The 19,986-nt window shown below is 59.4% G+C and carries 18 protein-coding genes; 13 read left to right on the top strand and 5 right to left on the bottom strand.

Going from position 1 to position 19,986, the window contains the following annotated elements:
- Nucleotides 1-2: 2 nt before the first annotated feature.
- From recO to acpS, 3 genes are all read left to right on the top strand, one after another.
- A complete protein-coding gene (gene recO, locus FJW00_RS03790) occupies nt 3-731 on the top strand; it encodes a DNA repair protein RecO (RefSeq protein WP_140923095.1) in 729 nt (242 codons plus the stop codon).
- Nucleotides 732-803: 72 nt separating this feature from the next.
- Nucleotides 804-1,535, top strand: coding sequence for a pyridoxine 5'-phosphate synthase (gene pdxJ / locus FJW00_RS03785; RefSeq protein ID WP_009088667.1), 732 nt, complete (start codon nt 804-806; stop codon nt 1,533-1,535).
- Nucleotides 1,535-1,915 carry a holo-ACP synthase gene (acpS, locus tag FJW00_RS03780; protein ID WP_009088670.1) on the top strand — a complete coding sequence of 127 codons (381 nt, stop codon included), beginning with the start codon at nt 1,535-1,537 and terminating at the stop codon, nt 1,913-1,915. Before pdxJ ends, acpS begins: the two co-directional genes overlap by 1 nt.
- On the opposite strand, the gene FJW00_RS03775 is transcribed toward acpS, so the two are convergent.
- Nucleotides 1,912-2,160: a YfhL family 4Fe-4S dicluster ferredoxin gene (locus FJW00_RS03775; protein ID WP_009088672.1), complete on the bottom strand. Its 249-nt coding sequence runs from the start codon at nt 2,158-2,160 to the stop codon at nt 1,912-1,914. The two genes, acpS and FJW00_RS03775, sit on opposite strands and share 4 nt — an antisense overlap.
- Before the next feature lie 55 nt (nt 2,161-2,215).
- On the bottom strand, nt 2,216-3,055 hold the full coding sequence (locus FJW00_RS03770) for a MurR/RpiR family transcriptional regulator (protein WP_009088675.1): 840 nt from the start codon (nt 3,053-3,055) through the stop codon (nt 2,216-2,218).
- A 156-nt stretch (nt 3,056-3,211) separates the two neighbouring features.
- Between FJW00_RS03770 and yfhb the strand changes: the two genes are divergently transcribed.
- Nucleotides 3,212-3,850, top strand: coding sequence for a phosphatidylglycerophosphatase C (yfhb, locus tag FJW00_RS03765; protein ID WP_009088677.1), 639 nt, complete (start codon nt 3,212-3,214; stop codon nt 3,848-3,850).
- Nucleotides 3,851-3,902: 52 nt separating this feature from the next.
- The gene (tadA, locus tag FJW00_RS03760; protein ID WP_009088680.1) at nt 3,903-4,394 is read left to right on the top strand and encodes a tRNA adenosine(34) deaminase TadA; all 492 of its coding nucleotides are present in this window, start codon (nt 3,903-3,905) and stop codon (nt 4,392-4,394) included.
- On the opposite strand, the gene mltF is transcribed toward tadA, so the two are convergent.
- On the bottom strand, nt 4,391-5,857 hold the full coding sequence (mltF, locus tag FJW00_RS03755; RefSeq protein ID WP_009088682.1) for a membrane-bound lytic murein transglycosylase MltF: 1,467 nt from the start codon (nt 5,855-5,857) through the stop codon (nt 4,391-4,393). The genes tadA and mltF overlap by 4 nt on opposite strands.
- 268 nt (nt 5,858-6,125) lie before the next feature.
- Between mltF and purL the strand changes: the two genes are divergently transcribed.
- The 6 genes from purL (at nt 6,126) to glnB (ending at nt 14,529) form a co-directional block, all read left to right on the top strand.
- On the top strand, nt 6,126-10,013 hold the full coding sequence (gene purL / locus FJW00_RS03750) for a phosphoribosylformylglycinamidine synthase (protein WP_058958394.1): 3,888 nt from the start codon (nt 6,126-6,128) through the stop codon (nt 10,011-10,013).
- Between the two features lie 86 nt (nt 10,014-10,099).
- Nucleotides 10,100-10,357: a hypothetical protein gene (locus FJW00_RS03745; protein WP_140923086.1), complete on the top strand. Its 258-nt coding sequence runs from the start codon at nt 10,100-10,102 to the stop codon at nt 10,355-10,357.
- A 216-nt stretch (nt 10,358-10,573) separates the two neighbouring features.
- On the top strand, nt 10,574-12,001 hold the full coding sequence (locus tag FJW00_RS03740) for a sensor histidine kinase (protein WP_009088686.1): 1,428 nt from the start codon (nt 10,574-10,576) through the stop codon (nt 11,999-12,001).
- A gap of 3 nt (nt 12,002-12,004) precedes the next feature.
- Nucleotides 12,005-12,673: a two-component system QseEF-associated lipoprotein QseG gene (gene qseG, locus FJW00_RS03735; protein WP_009088688.1), complete on the top strand. Its 669-nt coding sequence runs from the start codon at nt 12,005-12,007 to the stop codon at nt 12,671-12,673.
- Entirely contained in the window at nt 12,673-14,007 is a 1,335-nt protein-coding gene (gene glrR / locus FJW00_RS03730) for a two-component system response regulator GlrR (RefSeq protein WP_009088690.1), read from the top strand. Before qseG ends, glrR begins: the two co-directional genes overlap by 1 nt.
- A gap of 183 nt (nt 14,008-14,190) precedes the next feature.
- Nucleotides 14,191-14,529, top strand: coding sequence for a nitrogen regulatory protein P-II (gene glnB / locus FJW00_RS03725; protein ID WP_003848647.1), 339 nt, complete (start codon nt 14,191-14,193; stop codon nt 14,527-14,529).
- Between the two features lie 93 nt (nt 14,530-14,622).
- Here glnB and hmpA read toward each other — a convergent pair whose 3' ends face one another.
- Nucleotides 14,623-15,807 carry an NO-inducible flavohemoprotein gene (gene hmpA / locus FJW00_RS03720; RefSeq protein WP_140923085.1) on the bottom strand — a complete coding sequence of 395 codons (1,185 nt, stop codon included), beginning with the start codon at nt 15,805-15,807 and terminating at the stop codon, nt 14,623-14,625.
- A 324-nt stretch (nt 15,808-16,131) separates the two neighbouring features.
- On the opposite strand from hmpA, the gene glyA reads away from it, so the two are divergent.
- Together glyA and FJW00_RS03710 are read left to right on the top strand one after the other, a co-directional pair.
- Nucleotides 16,132-17,385: a serine hydroxymethyltransferase gene (gene glyA / locus FJW00_RS03715; protein ID WP_140923084.1), complete on the top strand. Its 1,254-nt coding sequence runs from the start codon at nt 16,132-16,134 to the stop codon at nt 17,383-17,385.
- Nucleotides 17,386-17,513: 128 nt separating this feature from the next.
- Nucleotides 17,514-18,662 (top strand): 3-phenylpropionate MFS transporter, encoded by a 1,149-nt coding sequence (locus FJW00_RS03710; protein WP_009088697.1) that lies wholly within the window; start codon nt 17,514-17,516, stop codon nt 18,660-18,662.
- On the opposite strand, the gene csiE is transcribed toward FJW00_RS03710, so the two are convergent.
- Nucleotides 18,644-19,912: a stationary phase inducible protein CsiE gene (gene csiE, locus FJW00_RS03705; protein ID WP_009088698.1), complete on the bottom strand. Its 1,269-nt coding sequence runs from the start codon at nt 19,910-19,912 to the stop codon at nt 18,644-18,646. The two genes, FJW00_RS03710 and csiE, sit on opposite strands and share 19 nt — an antisense overlap.
- Between the last annotated feature and the right edge of the window lie 74 nt (nt 19,913-19,986).

Below are 19,986 nucleotides of genomic sequence, written 5' to 3'. Positions count from 1 at the left end.
TGATGGAAGGCTGGCAACGCGCTTTTGTGCTGCATAGTCGCCCCTTCAGCGAAACCAGCCTGCTGCTCGACCTGTTCAGTGAAAATGAAGGGCGGGTGCGGGTTCTGGCCAAGGGCGCACGTTCCCGGCGCTCGCAGCTGAAGGGCGCGTTACAGCCTTTTACCCCCCTGCTGGTTCGCTGGAGCGGGCGTGGTGAAGTCAAAACTCTGCGCAACGCCGAAGCGGTGTCGCTGGCACTGCCGCTGAGCGGCATCACCCTCTACTGCGGTCTCTATGTGAATGAGCTGGTTTCTCGCGTGCTGCAGCAGGAATCGCCTTTCCAGGAACTCTTCTTCGACTACCTTCACTGTCTGCAGGCGCTAGCCTCAACGCACGGCAAGCCCGAACCGGCCCTGCGCCGTTTTGAGCTGGCGCTGCTCGGTCACCTGGGCTATGGCGTCGATTTCCTGCACTGCGCGGGCAGCGGCGAGCCGATCACGGATAACATGACCTACAGCTACCGCGAAGAGCGTGGCTTTAACGCCAGCCTGGTGCTCAATCAGCGCAGCTTTACCGGCCGCGAACTGCGTGCCCTCTATGAACGCGACTTCCCCGATGCGGAGAGCCTGCGCGCCGCGAAGCGTTTTACCCGCATCGCCCTGAAGCCCTATCTGGGCGGCAAGCCGCTGAAGAGTCAGGAGCTGTTTCGCCAGTTTATCCCGAAGAAGAAGCCCGAACAGACAGATGAATAACGCTGGTCGTACCGCCTGCTGACCTGGGCGCGGTACACTCAACACCCCGATGGAAAAGAAGTGAGGATAGTCATGGCTGAGTTGCTGTTAGGCGTCAATATCGATCACATTGCCACGGTGCGAAATGCCCGTGGGACAAATTATCCCGATCCGGTGCAGGCGGCGTTTATTGCTGAGCAGGCGGGCGCAGATGGCATCACGGTGCATCTGCGGGAAGATCGCCGCCACATCACTGACCGCGACGTGCGTATTCTGCGCGACACCATCCAGACCCGTATGAATCTGGAGATGGCGGTGACCGATGAGATGATCGGTATCGCCTGCGATATTCAGCCCCATTTCTGCTGCCTGGTGCCGGAAAAGCGTCAGGAAGTCACCACTGAAGGCGGCCTGGATGTGGCAGGGCAGCAGGAGAAGATCACTGCGGCGGTACGACTGCTGAGTGATGCGGGCATTCTGGTGTCGCTGTTTATTGATGCCGACCACCGTCAGATCGAAGCCGCCGTTGCCAGCGGCGCGCCCTATATCGAAATTCACACCGGCGCCTACGCCGAAGCACCGGAAGGGCTGGCGCGCGAGGCGGAGCTGGCCCGCATCCGCCATGCCGCGACCTTTGCCGCCAGCCTGGGGCTGAAGGTGAATGCCGGTCACGGCCTGACCTACCACAACGTTCTGCCCATTGCGGCACTGCCGGAGATGCATGAGCTGAATATCGGCCATGCGATTATCGGTCGTGCGGTGATGAGTGGCCTGCCGGAAGCGGTCAGAGAGATGAAACAGCTGCTGCGTGAAGCCCGTCGCTGATGGCTATTCTGGGACTGGGCACGGACATCGTTGAGATTGAACGCATTGCCGGGGTGATTGAGCGCTCCGGCGATCGTCTGGCGCGTCGGGTGCTGAGCGAAGCCGAATGGCAGCAGTATCAGGCCCATCAGCAGCCGGTGCGTTTTCTCGCCAAGCGATTTGCGGTGAAAGAGGCGGCGGCTAAGGCCTTTGGCACCGGCATTCGCGGTGGCCTGGCGTTTAATCAGTTTGAAGTTTACAACGATGCGCTGGGAAAACCGGGATTACGCTTCTTCCAGCACGCGGCGGAAGTGGCACAGCAGCTGGGCGTCAGCCGGGTACACGTGACGCTGGCAGATGAACGTCACTACGCCTGCGCCACGGTGATTATCGAAAACTAGCCGTGCAGCAGCACAAACTTCTCCCACAGCGCATCGCGTGATTCGGTGTGCTGTGGGTTAACGATGATAGTGTTATCGATAGGGCAGACCTGCTGACAGGTTGGCGCCTCATAATGGCCGACACATTCGGTGCAGCGGCTGACATCTATCTCATAGATCGCCTCGCCCAGTGAGATCGCCTGATTCGGGCACTCCGGTTCGCACATATCGCAGTTAATGCATCTGGACGTAATCAATAACGCCATGTTTCCCACCTGATAACAACAGAAAAAGCGCGGGTATTATACGCGCTCCCGCTGATCAGACCAGCTTTTTCACCAGCGCCTCGCTGTGGCGAATGTGGCTGGAAGCGCGTTCCGGATCGTTTTGCACCAGCGCCATAAACAGCAGATCGGTCAGCGCAAGCTGGGCCGTCGTTGAGGAGATCGCCGCGCTGCGGGTACTCTGCTCTTCCGCCACCGTATAGAGGCAGTAACTGGCGCTCTGCTGCAGCGTATTCGGGGTAAAGCCGGTAAAGGCGACCACATCCGCACCCACCTCAGCGGCCTCCTGCGCGGCCAGATTGATCTCGCGCCGTTCACCGGTATAGGAGATGGCGAGCAGCACATCGCCCGGCCCCATCGCCTGCACGCTGGCCAGCAGGGCGTGCATATCCTGCTCCGCCACGGCATTGATCCCGATCTTCATCAGCTTCCAGGAGAAGTCTTTTGCCACCAGACCTGACGCCCCAATCCCCACCAGCAGAATACGCCGGGCATTCTTCAGCAGCTGCAGCACATCATTGAGCTTCTCTTCGCTGTTGATATCCAGCGTGGCGCGAATCGCCGACAGCTTTTCGGTCAGCAGTTTTTCACCCACCATTTTGAGCGGGTCGTCGCTGAGAATATGGTTATGCACCGTGATGGCATCCTTGTCCGCCAGTGACTCACTCAGCGCCAGCTTCAGCGCCGGAAATCCTTTGTATCCCAGCTTCTGCGCAAACTTCACCACGCTCGACTGGCTGACGCCGGACTCCTCCGCCAGCTTCTGCGAGCTGAGATGACGCGCCCTGTCAGGTTGCGACAGTAAAAAATCGGCCAGCCGACGCTCGTTCAGTGCCAGACGTGGATAAAGCTGGCGAATGCGCAGCAATGAACTCATGCCCAATCCTCATCATTCAGGGGATAATCGGAGAAGAATAAACTATTCATCAGGCATTGTAGTCATCGGAATTAAAAATGACACTCATCGCCGTTACGCCTGATGATGGCTACACTACTCTTTATGATTCCGGAACCAGACCCGAAGGAGAGTTGTTTGACCAGGGGAACACAACGTCGCATCGTATTTTTCGACCTGGATGGCACTTTGCACCAGCAGGACATGTTCGGCACCTTTATGCGCTATCTGCTGCGCCGGCGACCACTTAATCTGTTGCTGGTGGTGCCCCTCCTGCCGGTGGTGGGGATCGGCCTGCTGTTTAAAGGCCGGGCGGCCCGCTGGCCCATGAGCCTGCTGCTCTGGTCGATTACCTTTGGCCGTTCAGAGCAGACATTGCTGCGTCTTGAGGCGGAGTTTGCCCGGTGGTTTCGCCAGCGGGTTACCGCCTTTCCGGTGGTGCAGCAGCGCCTGACCGACTACCTCGGCAGTGATGATGCCGACGTCTGGCTGATCACCGGATCGCCTCAGTCGCTGGTGGAGCAGGTCTACTATGACTCCGCCTTTCTGCCGCGCGTGAAGCTGATTGCCAGTCAGATGCGGCGCGGCTGGGGGGGACGGGTGCTGGCCATGCGCTGCCTCGGCCATGAGAAAGTCGCCCAGCTCGAAGAGAAAATCGGCACGCCGTTGCAGCTCTACAGCGGCTACAGCGACAGCAAACAGGATAACCCGCTGCTGTTTTTCTGCCAGCATCGCTGGCGCGTGACACCGGCAGGTGAGCTGCAACAGCTGGAATAAGTTTCGGCACCCGTTATAATGCGCCGCTTTTCTGTCGCCCGGAGTGGTCTGCATGAAACAACAAGATGAATACTGGATGCGCCATGCGCTCAGCCTGGCACGCCGGGCCTGGGAGCAGGGCGAAGTGCCGGTGGGGGCGGTGCTGGTGCAGAATGACCGGGTGATCGGCGAAGGCTGGAACCGGCCCATTGGCCAGCACGATCCCACCGCCCATGCGGAGATCATGGCTCTGCGTCAGGGCGGCAAGGTGCTGGAAAATTACCGTCTGCTGGAAACCACCCTCTATGTGACGCTGGAACCCTGCGTCATGTGCGCCGGGGCGATGGTGCACAGCCGGATCACCCGGCTGGTCTATGGCGCGCACGATCTGAAAAGCGGGGCGGCGGGTTCGCTGCTGGATGTGCTGGGTCACCCCGGTATGAACCATCAGGTTGAGTTAGCGAGCGGCGTGCTGGCGGAGGAGTGTGCTGCGATGCTGAGCGACTTCTTTCGTATGCGGCGCGAAGAGAAAAAAGCGTTGCGTCAGGCGCAACGCCAGAGTTAGTTCATGGCGATCTTCGGTTCCACCGCCGGATAGCCTTTGGCCAGTTCGGCCTCGGCTGCTGCCTCCGCCGCCTGGCGTGCCAGGCGCTTCTCCTGCTCCTGCAGATAGCCCACCAGACTGATCTGATACTTGCGGATGTTCTCCACATAGTTATAGGCCTCATGCCCGCGCGCATAGCCGTAGGTCGTCTGGGCGTAGTAGCGTTTCTGGCTCAGCATCGGTAACCGCAGCTTCACATCTGCCCAGCTGTCCGGATTGCCACCCTGACGGGCCGTGAGTTTCCGCACATCCAGCATATGGGCGTAGCCCATGTTGTAGGCGGCCAGCGCAAACCAGATGCGCTCATCTTCCGGGATGGTCTGTGGCACTTTCGACATCATATCCTGCAGATACTGACTGCCACCGCGAATGCTCTGTTCAGGGTCGGTGCGGTCGCCCACATCCAGGCTCTCTGCGGTATTGCGCGTCAGCATCATCATGCCGCGCACGCCGGTAGGGGAGGTGGCCTGAGGATTCCAGTGTGACTCCTGATAGGAGATCGCCGCCAGCAGCCGCCAGTCAATGCTGGTGGCGTACTTCTCAAACAGCGGCTTGATGTCGGGCAGCGTGTTGTCGATCGCGCGCAGGAAGGTGCGGGTATCGACATAATCGAAGGTGCCGACGTGGCCGAGATACTTCTCCTCCAGTCGCGCCATCGCGCCTTCTTCACCCATGCCATTAAAGAAGTCGAGCATCGCGGCATTCAGGCTGTCATCGTCGCTGTGCCGCACATACCAGGTGACCGGCTCCTCATCAGTCACGTCGAACGCCACCGCCAGCTGCGGGTAGATACGCTGCAGCAGGGCGATGGTGACGGAGTCACCAATGGTGTAGTCGAGCTTGCCGTCTGCCACCGCTTCCAGCAGGGCTTTCGGGCTCTGGTCAGTGGAGATGGCCCAGTCCAGATCGGGGAACTGATTGGAACGGGCACTCTTCAGCGTGGAGAGGTAAGCCGAACCGGACGCGACCGTTAACCGCCCCTTTAAGTCACCGAGGTTTTTGGGGCGAGGCTTATCCACGCGGTAGACCAGCTGCTGCGATACGTTGTAGTAACCCGGCCCGGTCTGATAACGGGTCAGGCGTTCGCTGTTGTAATTCAGGCCAGCGGCCAGCAAATCGGCTTTGCCATCATCCAGGTCATCGAACAGATCGCTCAGGTTAGGGCGCACCGTGACCTTGAGCTTGACGCCCAGATAATCAGCAAAACGTTTTGCCAGCTCATAATCCATACCGGCCGGAGATTGATTGACGGTGTAGTAAGTCAGGGGGGAATTGATGGTGCTGACGCGCAGCACTCCCCGTGATTTAATCTGTGAAATCGTGTCCTGCCCACCCCCATACCAGGGAATGGATGGCCACAGCGCTAACGCTAACAGCACGGCAACCAGACCGATAAACAGATAATTAAATTTTAGGCGTTTCAAATAGTTATCTCTCGCTGGCTCTAAGGCCTCTGTCTTTTAAAGGCAGTATTTGTCTTCTTTGAACTCCCAGAGCGAGGGGCATTTTGCGCAACAAAATGACGCTGAGCAACTTTTATAGCAGCTTTTGCGCAAATTTCAGGCAAATCCGTGTCGCCAAAAATTGTGCGCAAACGGTTTCGTCGCGAAGGCGCTTTCTCTATAATACGCCCCGTTTTCCCTGTTGCGCCCAATCAAGCGTCGCCCGGCGCCCTGACGAGAGACTTATGTAATGGAAATTCTGCGTGGTTCGCCCGCCCTGTCGGCATTTCGTGTAAACAAACTGCTGACCCGCTTTCAGGACGCTCATCTGCCGGTGAGTGATATTTACGCCGAGTACATCCATTTTGCTGATGTCAGCACGCCGTTAAGCGCAGACGAACAGAGCCGTCTGCAGCGCCTGCTGAAATATGGTCCCTCTCTTGCTGAACATGCCCCGCAGGGCCGTCTGCTGCTGGTGACCCCGCGTCCCGGTACGATTTCGCCCTGGTCATCCAAAGCCACCGACATCGCCCACAACTGCGGCCTGCCGCAGGTTCGCCGCCTCGAACGCGGCCTGGCCTTTTATGTGCAGGCCCCGCAGCTGACCGAAACGCAGTGGCAGGCGCTGAGCACGCTGCTGCATGACCGGATGATGGAAACGGTCTTCAGCGATCTGGCGCAGGCTGAGCAATTATTCGCGCACCATACGCCGCAGCCAGTGAAGAGTGTCGATCTGCTGGGTGAGGGCCGTCAGGCGCTGGTTCAGGCGAACACCACGCTGGGTCTGGCGCTGGCGGATGATGAAATCGACTACCTGGTGACGGCCTTTACCGCGCTGGGGCGCAACCCCAACGATATCGAACTTTATATGTTTGCTCAGGCGAACTCTGAGCACTGCCGCCACAAGATCTTCAACGCCGACTGGATTATCGACGGTGAGAAACAGCCGAAATCGCTGTTTAAGATGATCAAAAACACGATGGAGCAGACGCCGGACTACGTGCTCTCTGCGTATAAAGATAACGCTGCCGTGATGGAAGGTTCCGAAGTGGGCCGCTTCTTCGCTGACGCCGGAGAGAGCGAATACCGCTGGCATCAGGAAGCGGCGCACATCCTGATGAAGGTGGAAACACACAACCACCCGACGGCCATCTCACCGTGGCCAGGCGCAGCGACCGGTTCCGGTGGCGAAATCCGTGATGAAGGCGCAACCGGACGCGGCTCCAAGCCGAAAGCGGGCCTGGTCGGCTTCTCCGTTTCTAACCTGCGCATCCCGGGCTTTGAGCAGCCGTGGGAAGAGGACTTCGGTAAACCGGCTCGCATCGTCAGCGCGCTGGAGATCATGACCGACGGTCCTCTGGGCGGGGCGGCGTTTAACAACGAATTTGGTCGTCCGGCTCTGAATGGCTACTTCCGTACCTACGAAGAGCAGGTCACCAGCCACAACGGCACCGAACTGCGCGGCTATCACAAGCCGATTATGCTGGCAGGCGGCATCGGTAATATCCGTGCCGACCATGTGCAGAAAGGCGAAATTAGCGTCGGTGCCAAACTGGTGGTGCTGGGCGGCCCGGCCATGAACATCGGGCTGGGCGGCGGTGCCGCGTCATCAATGGCCTCGGGCCAATCTGATGCTGACCTCGACTTCGCCTCCGTTCAGCGCGATAACCCGGAGATGGAGCGCCGCTGCCAGGAAGTGATCGACCGCTGCTGGCAGCTGGGCGATGAGAACCCGATTCTGTTTATCCACGACGTGGGCGCGGGTGGCCTCTCCAATGCGATGCCAGAGCTGGTCAGCGACGGCGGCCGCGGCGGCCGCTTTAATCTGCGTGACATCCTGAGCGATGAGCCGGGTATGAGCCCGCTGGAAGTGTGGTGCAACGAATCACAGGAACGTTATGTGATGGCGGTGGCCCCGGATCAGCTGGCGCAGTTTGAAGCGATCTGCCAGCGCGAACGCGCCCCGTTTGCGGTGATTGGTGAAGCGACCGAAGAGCTGCACCTGAGCCTGGAAGATTCGCATTTTAATAATAAGCCGATCGACATGCCGCTTGACGTTCTGCTCGGCAAAACGCCGAAGATGACGCGGGATGTGGTGACGCAGCAGGCGCAGGGCAACGCGCTGCAGCGTGACGGCATTACCCTGGTTGATGCGGTCAATCGTGTCCTGCATCTGCCAGCCGTGGCGGAAAAAACCTTCCTGATCACCATCGGTGACCGCAGCGTGACCGGCATGGTGGCGCGCGATCAGATGGTCGGACCGTGGCAGATCCCGGTCGCCAACTGTGCCGTGACCACCGCCAGCCTCGACAGCTATCACGGTGAAGCCTTTGCCCTCGGCGAACGTTCGCCGGTTGCACTGCTCGACTTCGCCGCCTCGGGCCGCCTGGCCGTGGGTGAAGCGCTGACCAACCTGGCGGCAACCCAGATTGGCTCGCTGAAGCGCGTGAAGCTTTCGGCAAACTGGATGTCTGCAGCCGGTCATCCGGGTGAAGATGCCGGTTTATATGCGGCGGTGAAAGCGGTCGGCGAAGAGCTCTGTCCGGCGCTGGGGATCACTATCCCGGTCGGTAAAGATTCGATGTCGATGAAAACCCGCTGGCAGGAAGGCACCGAACAGCGTGAGATGACCTCTCCGCTGTCGCTGGTAATTACCGCGTTTGCCCGGGTCGAAGATGTGCGCCGCACCGTTACGCCGCAGTTGCAGGCCGACCGGGATAACCTGCTGCTGCTGATCGATCTCGGCAATGGGGCAAATACCCTCGGCGCAACCGCGCTGTCTCAGGTCTATCGTCAGCTTGGCGACAAGCCTGCGGACGTGCGCGATGCCACTCAGCTGGCAGGCTTCTTTAACGCCATTCAGGCGCTGGTGGCTGAGCAGAAACTGCTGGCTTACCACGACCGTTCAGACGGGGGCCTGCTGGTGACCCTGGCCGAGATGGCCTTTGCCGGTCACTGCGGCATCGACGTTGACATCGCCGCGCTGGGTAACGATGCGCTGGCCGCACTGTTTACCGAAGAGCTGGGCGCCGTGATCCAGATTAACGCCGCCGATCGTGCTGCGGTGGAGCAGATCCTTGCCGATCACGGCCTTGCCGCCTCAACGCATCTGCTGGGCAGCGCGCAACCGGGCGACCGCTTCGTGATCCGTGCCGGTGAGAGTGCCGTCTACAGCGAAAGCCGGACCACGCTGCGGACCTGGTGGGCAGAAACCACCTGGCAGATGCAGCGCCTGCGTGACAACCCGGCATGCGCCGATCAGGAGCATGAGGCGAAGAAAAACGACAGCGACCCAGGCCTGAACGTTAATCTGACCTTCGATCCGCAGGAAGATGTGGCGGCACCGATGATCGCCACGGGTGCGCGTCCACGGGTCGCCGTGCTGCGTGAGCAGGGGGTCAACTCCCATGTGGAAATGGCTGCGGCTTTCGACCGGGCCGGATTCACCGCCATTGATGTGCACATGAGCGACCTGCTGGCCGGTCGTCGCGGTCTGGAAGAGTTCCAGGCGCTGGTTGCCTGTGGTGGCTTCTCCTACGGTGACGTGCTGGGCGCTGGCGAGGGCTGGGCGAAATCGATTCTGTTCAACCCGCGCGTGCGTGATGAGTTCGAAACCTTCTTCCACCGTCCGCAGACCCTGGCGCTGGGCGTCTGTAACGGATGCCAGATGATGTCGAATCTGCGTGAGCTGATCCCGGGCAGCGATCTCTGGCCGCGCTTTGTGCGTAACCAGTCTGAGCGCTTCGAAGCCCGCTTCAGCCTGGTCGAAGTGGCCGCCAGTCCGTCACTGCTGCTGGACGGCATGGCCGGCTCGCACATGCCTATCGCGGTTTCCCACGGTGAAGGCTTCGTTGAGGTGCGTGATGCGGCGCATCTGGCCGCGCTGGAATCGAAAGGTCTGGTGGCGCTGCGCTTCGTGGATAACTTCGGCAAGGTGACCGAAACCTATCCGGCTAACCCGAACGGCTCGCCAAACGGTATCACGGCCGTGACGAACGAAAGTGGTCGCGTCACCATCATGATGCCGCATCCGGAGCGCGTATTCCGTACCGTCAGCAACTCCTGGCATCCGGCAGAGTGGGGCGAAGACAGCCCGTGGATGCGTATTTTCCGCAACGCGCGCAGACAGCTGGGTTAATTTCATCCGCTGCATTAAAGAGGAGGCCTCCGGGCCTCCTCTTTTTTTGCCCCCTGTTGGCAAAAGGCGACAGAGCGATAAGGGCAATGTCGCTTTCTGGTGACATCTATCCTGCTGATTTTATTAGATTGCTTAACAGAGGTGATTTTGTGTCGCTTTCGGACGACACTCCGCCCCTGTCATCATCAGACTTTTCGCACGGGGAGGCGGGCCAGGGCAGGCAATATGCTGAAAAATATAATCATTTATTTTCTGGCACGGAACTTGCTATAATCCTGCAGCTGCTCATTCACCTGTTTATGATTGCCCCGCCTGGCGGAAAAGAGCTCATAAAGCCCGAATGACGCACCAAACGGAGCCTGCCGTCCAACTGACCGATAATCGCTTGCGTTATCAAACACCGGACGTAACGTTGAGTAAGGCTCCACCCATTCTTACACGAGGCATTGCGCGTCGTGTCCACGGCAGGCCACTGAGCCTGCCGTTTTCTTTTCTTCCTCTTTCTTCCGTCAGCAGAGTCCGCTAGCATCCTGTCAGCACTCTTTTAAGGAAGCGGCCGCGTGAAAAAATGGCGTTTATTTCCCCGTTCTCTGCGTCAGCTGGTGCTGATGGCTTTCGTGCTGGTGTTGCTGCCTTTACTGGTGCTGGCCTGGCAGGCGTGGGAAAGTCTCTCTGCGCTAAGCGAGCAGGCCGCTGACACCAACCGCAATACGTTTACCGATGTTCGCCGCAGTGAGGCGATGGCGCGCACGGCGGTGGAGCTGGAGCGAAGCTATCGTCAGTATTGCGTGCTGGACGATGCCTCACTGGCCCGCCTCTATCAGACCCAGCACACCCGCTACAGTCAGATGCTGAGTTCGCACAGCGCCAGCCTGCCGGAACTGCCCGTCTTTCAGACGCTGCAGGCCACCCTGCCGCTGCTGACGCCACTGAAATGTGATAATGGCAATCCGGTGCCGGTTGCCGCAGAGGCGCTGGATCGCTTTTCAGCCACCAACGCGCAGATGGTGCAGGACACGCGTGAAGTGGTGTTTGCGCGCGGCTTACAGCTGCAGCGCGAAATTGCCGATCGTGGCCAGTTTTTCGGCTGGCAGGCGCTGATTCTGTTTATCATCAGCCTCGCGCTGATGACGCTGTTCACCGGCATGATTATCGGACCGGTCAAGCGTATCGAGCGGATGATCAACCGGCTGGGGGAAGGGCGGGAGCTGGGGAACAGCGTGAAGTTTCGTGGCCCGCGCGAGCTGCGGTCGCTGGGACAGCGCATCGTCTGGCTGAGCGAACGGCTGGCCTGGCTGGAAACGCAGCGCCATGAATTTCTGCGCCATATCTCTCATGAACTGAAAACGCCGCTGGCCAGCCTGCGCGAAGGCACGGAGCTGCTGGCGGATGAGGTGGCTGGCTCGCTGAATGCCGATCAGAAAGAGGTGGTCGCTATCCTCGACGGCAGCAGTCGCCATCTGCAGCGCCTGATTGAACAGCTGCTTGATTACAACCGCAAACTGGCCGATGGCCCGATTCGGCTGGAGCCGGTCAGCGTAGTGGATGCGGTCGGGTCGGTGGTGAACGCGCATGCACTCTCGGCCCATGCCAGAATGATGCAGACGGTGGTCGACCTTAAAGTCAGCCACTGTCTTGCTGAACCCACGCTTCTGGTGCGGGTCATCGATAACCTCTACTCGAACGCCGTGAACTACGGCAGCGAATCCGGTACCATCTGGCTGCGCAGTCAGCAGCAGGGGGATCGGATCTGGATTGATGTCGCCAACAGCGGCACGCCGATCCCGCCGGAGGAGCAGGCCATGATTTTTGAGCCGTTCTATCAGGGCAGCCAGCAGCGTAAAGGGCCGGTCAAGGGCAGCGGACTGGGTCTGAGCATTGCCAAAGATTGCCTGCGCCGGATGCAGGGCGACCTGACGCTGGTTGCCTGCGAACAGGCGGATGTCTGTTTTCGAATTGAACTGAACACCACAGCCGGGAACGTCTGACTGATGAAATATTTACCCGCTTTGCTGCTGAGCACGCTGGCGACGCTGCTGCTCAGCGGATGCACCACCGCACCGGCCACCTCCTCTCTGCCGTCTGGTCATCAGGTGGCGGAGCCGGAGGTGACGGTCGCTGACTACCTGGCGACCCGCTGTAACGATCTGTGGCCGATAGAGAAGAGCGCGGCGCTGAGCAATCCCCTCTACTGGATGCGGGCGATTGACTGCGCGGAACGCCTCTCTCCCGCCGAAGCGAGAGCCGAAGCCCACCGCTGGCCGGCAGAGAGCTGGTCGCGCGCGTTCAAGCAGGGCGTGCTGATGGCCAATGGCAACGTGACCCCCGTAGAGCGCCGTGACTATGTGGCAACCCTGGATCGCTACAACAGTGATTTTCCGCCGTCCGTGCGCCCGCTGATTCAGCTGTGGCGCAGTAACCAGACCGCGCAGCTTGACCTGAGCGAAGCGCGCACCCGCTATGCGCATCTGCAACAGAGCAGCGACCTTCAGCAGGAGACGCTCCGCCAGCAGATGGTTAAACAGCAGCAGCAGCTCAGCGATACCCAGCATAAGCTGGAGCGGCTGACGGACATTGAGCGTCAGCTCTCCTCGCGCAAAGCCCCGGATGTCTCTGAAAACGGCCATGGCACCGCGCTGCCACAGGATGAGGAGCAATAATGGTCAGACAAGCGGCAAAACTGCTGCTGGTGGATGACGATCCCAGCCTGCTGAAGCTGCTGGGCATGCGTCTGAGCAGCGAAGGCTATCAGGTCACCACCGCAGCCAGTGGACCAGAGGCGCTGCGCCTGCTGCAGAAAGAGAAGATTGAGCTGGTGATCAGCGATCTGCGTATGGATGAGATGGATGGCCTGGCGCTGTTTGGCGAGATTCAGAAACGCCATACCGGTCTGCCGGTGATTATCCTGACCGCACATGGATCGATTCCGGATGCGGTTTCCGCTACGCAGCAGGGAGTATTCAGCTTCCTGACCAAGCCGGTCGATCGCGATGCGCTCTATAAAGCGATTGATGAGGCGCTGGCTCAGCAGGCGCCGGTCAGTGATGACCGCTGGCGGGAGGCGATTGTGACCCGCAGCCCGCTGATGTTAAGGCTGCTGGAGCAGGCCCACATGGTGGCGCAGTCGGACGTCAGCGTGCTGATTAACGGACAGAGCGGCACCGGTAAAGAGATGCTGGCGCAGGCGATCCACGCCGCCAGCCCGCGCAACGGCAAGCCGTTTGTCGCCATTAACTGCGGCGCGCTGCCGGAGCAGCTGCTGGAGTCGGAGCTGTTCGGTCACGCCAAAGGTGCCTTTACCGGCGCGGTCAGCGCCCGCGAAGGGCTGTTCAAAACCGCGGGCGGCGGCACGCTTTTCCTGGATGAGATTGGAGACATGCCGCAACCCTTGCAGGTCAAGCTGCTGCGGGTGTTGCAGGAGCGTAAGGTCAGGCCGCTGGGCAGCGATCATGACAGCGAGATCGACGTGCGCATTATCTCCGCCACCCACCGCGATCTGCCGAAGGCGATGGAGAAAAAAGAGTTTCGCGAGGATCTCTTCTATCGTCTCAATGTGGTGAACCTGAAAATTCCGGCGCTGCATGAGCGCACCGAAGATATTCCGCTGCTGGCTAATCATCTGCTGCGTCAGGCTGCGGAGCGCCATAAACCGCAGGTGCGCAGTTTTTCAGTCGATGCGATGAAGCGTCTGATGGCCGCCAGCTGGCCTGGCAACGTGCGTCAGCTGGTTAACGTGATTGAGCAGTGCGTGGCGCTGAGCTCATCGCCGGTCATCAGCGATGCGCTGGTGGAGCAGGCGCTGAGCGGAGAAAACAGTGCGCTGCCCACCTTTGCCGAGGCGCGCAATCAGTTTGAGCTGAACTATCTGCGTAAGCTGCTGCAGATGACGAAGGGCAACGTGACCAACGCCGCGCGACTGGCTGGACGCAACCGCACGGAGTTCTATAAGCTGCTCTCCCGTCATGAGCTGGATGCCAGTGATTTCAAAGAGTAGGGCAGGCTGAGACGGGCGAGCGGCAGGTTGCCTGCTGAGGCCCGGATCGTGGCCGGACAGTCTCCCGGCGCTGACAGCGCTTGCGGCAACCTGAAGAATCCCGGATATTAGCGCCCGACAGCGCCAGCAACATTTATACTTGATAAACCCTCTGACCATGGAGGGAGTGAAAAAGGGTCTGACATGAAAAAGATTGATGCGATTATCAAACCATTCAAGCTCGATGATGTTCGTGAAGCCTTAGCGGAAGTGGGCATCACCGGGATGACCGTGAGTGAGGTTAAAGGCTTTGGTCGCCAGAAAGGGCACACCGAGCTGTATCGCGGCGCAGAGTATATGGTCGACTTTTTGCCGAAAGTGAAGATCGAGATGGTGGTGGGCGACGATATCGTTGATACCTGCGTCGAGACCATTATGCGCACGGCGCAGACCGGCAAAATCGGTGACGGTAAAATCTTTGTCTTTGACGTTGCGCGCGTGGTGCGAATCCGTACCGGCGAAGAGGATGAAGAGGCAATCTGATGCCCTGCTGCGCCTTGCGTGTATCCGCTGCTGCCAGCATTACCCTGCATCGTTCAACAGATTAAGCCCGCACTGCGGGCTTTTTTACGCTCATTACATGCCTTTATGCGGGCCAAACAGTTCGTAATGAATGCGTGTGTCTGCCACGCCGGCATCCCGCAGCTGCGCCACCACGTGCTCCATAAAAGCCAGCGGACCGCAGAGATAGAAGTGGGTGGCGGGTGAGGTCAGCCGTACAGAGAGGGCGGTGAGATCCATCACGCCCTGAGCATCATAGTGTCCGGCATCCTCAGCTGCGGGCTCGCGATACCAGACCCGGTGGGTGAAATCGGCCAGCTGTGCGCCTGTCGCGGCCACTTCATTGCGAAACGCATGCTGTCTGCCGTTCTCTGCCGCGTGCAGCCAGCTGACCGGCGCGCGATGATAACCGGCGGCCAGCGCATGCAGCATCGCCAGCATCGGCGTCTGACCCACGCCCGCGGAGATCAGCGCCACCGGCGTAGCAGGCGTCACCTCAAGGAAGAAATCCCCGTGCGGCGCGGTCAGCTGCAGCACATCACCTTCGCAGGCATGCTGATGCAGCCAGCCGGAGACGCTGCCCGCGGCTTCACGTTTCACCGCGATACGGTAATCTCTGCCGTTGCTGAGGTGAGTAAGCGAATACTGACGGATCTGACGATGGTCGAAACAGGCGGGCTGCAGATGAACGGTCAGATACTGACCCGGTTTAAAGGCGGCTACCGGTCCCCCGCCAACCGGCGTCAGGGTAAAGCTTTTGATCACCTCGCTCTGCTGTTCAATCGCGCTGATGCGAAACGCACGGGTGCCGCGCCAGCCACCGCGCTGGTTCTCTGTCGCCTGATAAATCTCCTCCTCACGCTGGATGAACAGATCCGCCAGCACGCCATAGGCCCGTCCCCACGCGGCCAGCGCCTCTTCACCCGGATTCAGCAGCTCGCGCAGCGTTGCCAGCAGATTCTCCCCGACGATAGCGTACTGCGCAGGCTGAATATTCAGGCTGGTGTGCTTCTGCGCAATCTTCTCTACGGCGGGCAGCAGCACGGCCAGATTCTCCAGATTCGCGCCATAGGCGCAGATAGCGTTAAACAGGGCTTCGCGCTGAGCACCGTTGCGCTGATTGTTCATGTTGAAAACGTTTTTCAGCTCCGGGTGGCGGGTCAGCATGCGTTCGTAAAAGTGCACGGTCAGCTTCGGACCGCAGGCGGCGACGGCAGGGAGGGTCGATTTAACAGCGGCGATTGTCTGTGCATCAAGCATATCAGTGACCTCATTTTAAAGTTGCATTTTAAATGCATCTTAATACCGTCTCGCTTCTGCTGTAAACCCGCCGGTCAGTTTTCACCGGCTGCCGGTGGCAACTTTTCCGTGCATCCGGAAAAAAGCGCCTGTTATCAGACGCGGAATCGGCGGGCCGGAGAGGGGAGAAAAGGTGTAAAAAAGCAGTGCCACCCGCCAGCCAATCGTTTGCGTAAAAAGAGGCGGTTCACCCTACCTTCACCTGTTAAAACGGTTTACACTGTGGGCCTTCGCTCCCAGAGGGGGCAAATACCGTCAGAAAGTTAGCTGAGTCAGGAGATCCGGATGTTAAAGCGTGATATGAACATTGCCGATTATGATGCCGAGTTGTGGCAGGCGATGGAGCAGGAGAAAGTGCGTCAGGAAGAGCACATTGAACTGATTGCTTCTGAAAACTACACCAGCCCGCGTGTTATGCAGGCGCAGGGTTCTCAGCTCACCAACAAATACGCTGAAGGCTATCCGGGTAAACGCTACTACGGCGGTTGTGAATACGTTGATATCGTTGAGCAGTTGGCGATCGATCGCGCAAAAGCGCTGTTTGGTGCCGACTACGCTAACGTGCAGCCTCACTCCGGCTCACAGGCAAACTTCGCCGTCTACACCGCGCTGCTGCAGCCGGGCGACACCATCCTTGGGATGAATCTGGCGCACGGTGGACACCTGACTCACGGCTCACCGGTTAACCTCTCCGGCAAACTCTATAACGTGGTTGCTTACGGCATCGATAAAACCGGTAAAATCGACTATGACGAGCTGGCTGAACTGGCACATACCCACAAGCCAAAAATGATCGTGGGCGGCTTCTCTGCCTACTCCGGCGTCTGCGACTGGGCAAAAATGCGTGAAATCGCCGACAGCGTTGGTGCCTGGCTGTTCGTCGACATGGCGCACGTTGCCGGTCTGGTCGCGGCTGAGGTCTATCCGAGCCCGGTTCCGCATGCGCACATCGTCACCTCCACCACCCACAAAACCCTGGCGGGTCCGCGTGGCGGCATCATTCTGGCGAAGAACGGCGACGAAGATTTCTACAAAAAGCTCAACTCTGCGGTCTTCCCGGGCGGTCAGGGTGGTCCTCTGATGCACGTTATCGCCGGTAAAGCGGTAGCCTTCAAAGAGGCGATGGAGCCGGAGTTCAAAACCTACCAGCAGCAGGTGGCAAAAAACGCCAAAGCGATGGTAGAGGTGCTGATTGAGCGCGGTTACGACATCGTCTCTGGCGGAACCCATAACCATCTGTTCCTGATCGATCTGGTGAGCAAAAACATGACCGGTAAAGAAGCGGATGCCGCACTGGGCCGTGCCAACATCACCGTCAACAAAAACAGCGTGCCAAACGATCCGAAGAGCCCGTTTGTCACCTCGGGTATCCGTATCGGTACCCCGGCCGTCACGCGTCGTGGCTTTAAAGAAGCAGACGTGCGTGAACTGGCAGGCTGGATCGCGGACGTGCTGGACAACGTCAACGACGAAGCGACCATTGAGCGCACGAAGCAGAAAGTGCTGGAAATCTGCGGTCGTCTGCCGGTCTACGCTTAATCGCTAACCTGTTGTAAGACACCACAAAAAGGATGGCATCTGCCATCCTTTTTTATTGCCTGTCCGGTGGCGCTCTGCCAGAGTAGCGCCCACCTGTGCTGCAAGGCAGCAAACCTGCTGGAGGGAATATGGCAATTGGCTCCGCCAGATGGCTCGGACTGGGCTACTTCACTTACTTCTTCTGTTACGGCATCTACCTGCCATTCTGGGGCGTGTGGCTGAAAGGCACCGGTCTGGATGCAGAAAAAATCGGCCTGCTGCTGGGCTGTGGCATGGTGGCGCGCTTTGTCGGCAGCCTGCTTATCGCGTCTCAGGTCAGAAATCCTGCCCGGCTGATTACGGCGCTGCGCCTGCTGGCCCTGATGACCTGCCTGTTCATCATCGGATTCTGGGTGGGTGAGCAGTGGATGTGGCTGATGGCGGTGATGATTGGCTTCAACCTCTTTTTCTCCCCGCTGGTGCCGCTCAGCGATGCGCTGGCCGCCACCTGGACACGGCAGATTGGTCTGGCTTATGGACCGGTGCGACTGTGGGGATCGCTGGCCTTTGTGCTCAGCTCGGCGTTAACCGGTGTGCTGGTCAGCGCCTGGACCTCCCAGGCGATTCTGCTGCTGCTGTCGCTGGGCGCGGTCAGTATGCTGGCCGGCATGATGCTCACCCCCGTCACGCAGCCACAGGGCGATGAGCGCCAGGGTGCCGCAGGTGGAGGCTGGCAGGCGTGGCGGGCGCTGCTGCGTGAGAACGCCGTCTGGCGGTTCATGCTCTGCGTGACGCTGCTGCAGGGGGCGCACGCCGCCTATTACGGCTTCAGTGCTATCTGGTGGCAGGAGAGCGGCTACTCCGCCTCGACGGTGGGCTATCTCTGGTCGCTGGGCGTGGTGGCGGAAGTCGTGGTCTTTGCCCTGAGCAACCGCCTGTTCCGTCGCTGGAGCGCCCGGGATCTGCTGCTGCTTTCAGGCATCTGCGCGCTAATCCGCTGGAGCCTGATGGGAGCCACTACCACACTGCCGCTGCTGATAGTGGCGCAGATCCTCCACTGTGGCAGCTTCACCGTCTGTCATCTGGCGGCGATGCGCTTTATTGCGGCGCGGCAGGGAGCCGAAGTGATCCGGCTGCAGTCGCTCTACTCCGCCCTGGCAATGGGCGGCGGGATAGCGGTAATGACCATGATCTGTGGCGTGCTGTTTACCCATCTGCAGGGCCACCTTTTCTGGGTCATGGCGCTGGTGGCGCTGCCCGCCCTGTTCCTTCGTCCCGGCTACGACTCCAGTAAATAACGAATACGCTGCTGATGGTGTAACGTCAGCGGCAGTTCGGCGTGCACCAGCGGCGGCGAGAAGAGAGGCAGCGAAGTAGGGTAGGGCGAGATGATGATATCGACATCACGCGGTGCGCCCTCCTGCTGAAACTGTCTGATATCCTGATAGGTAATATTGATCGGCAGCAGCGTGATCTCGCGGATCTGCTGCTCCACATCCTGCTCCAGCTGCGTATCATCCCCCGTCAGAATCAGCACCTGCTTCTCCTGCAACGCACTCTCCTGCATCAGCCAGGCACCGAAGATAATGGTCATTAAACTCACTTCTTCCGGCGTAAAAGCGACACTGTAGTGCTGTTCAAACGGCTGTAAGGCCTGCTGGGTGGTGCGCAGCAGACGGGGATAGAGGCGGCTGACATCCAGCGCGACGCTGTTGTCGATGCCGATATGGAAGTGGGTGCGCTCCAGCGCCTGGGCCAGATGCGGGTAGAGCTGGTTCAGCAATCCGTCGCGGTCAGCAAAGGTAACACCGGCGCACTGTTCGAAGTCATTGATCAACTGCTGCGTCGCCGTCATTAACTGCTGCTCGGCAGGATGATGAATGGCATGGGTCAGCGGCGTATGGATCTGGCTGAAGAGCAGCGTCCAGAAATCCGCTTCGCTGATCGGCGGGGCCAGGTGACAGCGTTTGCGCCAGTGGTGAATCACATCCTCGGCGGCCTGCCGCTCTGCCTTATGCAGCAGCCAGTGACGCTGCGCCTCACTGAACAGCACCGGCTGGCGCTCGCATAAGCCATATTTCATAAAAATCTGCAGAAAAAGGCGGTCACGCTCGCTGAAATCCCGCTTCAGGCGCAGGCCGCAGTGCTGGATCAGTGCCTGCAGATTGGTCTCATCCCACAATGCTTTCTCAATCTTCATCACCTTCAGGCGCTGGCGCAGCGGGGCGGCAAAATGCGCGCAGACAAACTCCTGCGACAGACGCAGACTGCGCCGCAGGTTGTGCAGCAGACAGAGTCGCCGATTCAGCTCTGTGCCATGAAGACGAAAACTGCCGTCCACCATCTGGTGCAATTCCAGCTGGTGATATCGCTGTATCTCATGACCGACATCCGCGATATCCTGTCGGGCAACGGCAGGATCGACGCCATTAAGCTGGCAGACTTTCTCAAGTGTGAGCGCGGATGATGGCAGAAACAGCAGCAATAAAAGGTGGCACTGACGCTGTGAACGGGTGAAGAGTGGTGCCAAAGGGGTAGCAGAACTCATCAATCAGATTTCCAGCAGGCTATTTTGAGCTAAGAATAGTCAACCGCGTCAGCGCCTGTGCGCTTTGCGCGGTT

Origin of the sequence: Pantoea anthophila, assembly GCF_006494375.1 — a bacterium.
In the GTDB taxonomy this organism is placed as follows: Bacteria; Pseudomonadota; Gammaproteobacteria; order Enterobacterales; family Enterobacteriaceae; genus Pantoea; species Pantoea anthophila.
The sequence above is the reverse complement of the archived record's forward strand: the minus strand, read 5'-3'. Positions and strand labels throughout refer to the sequence as shown.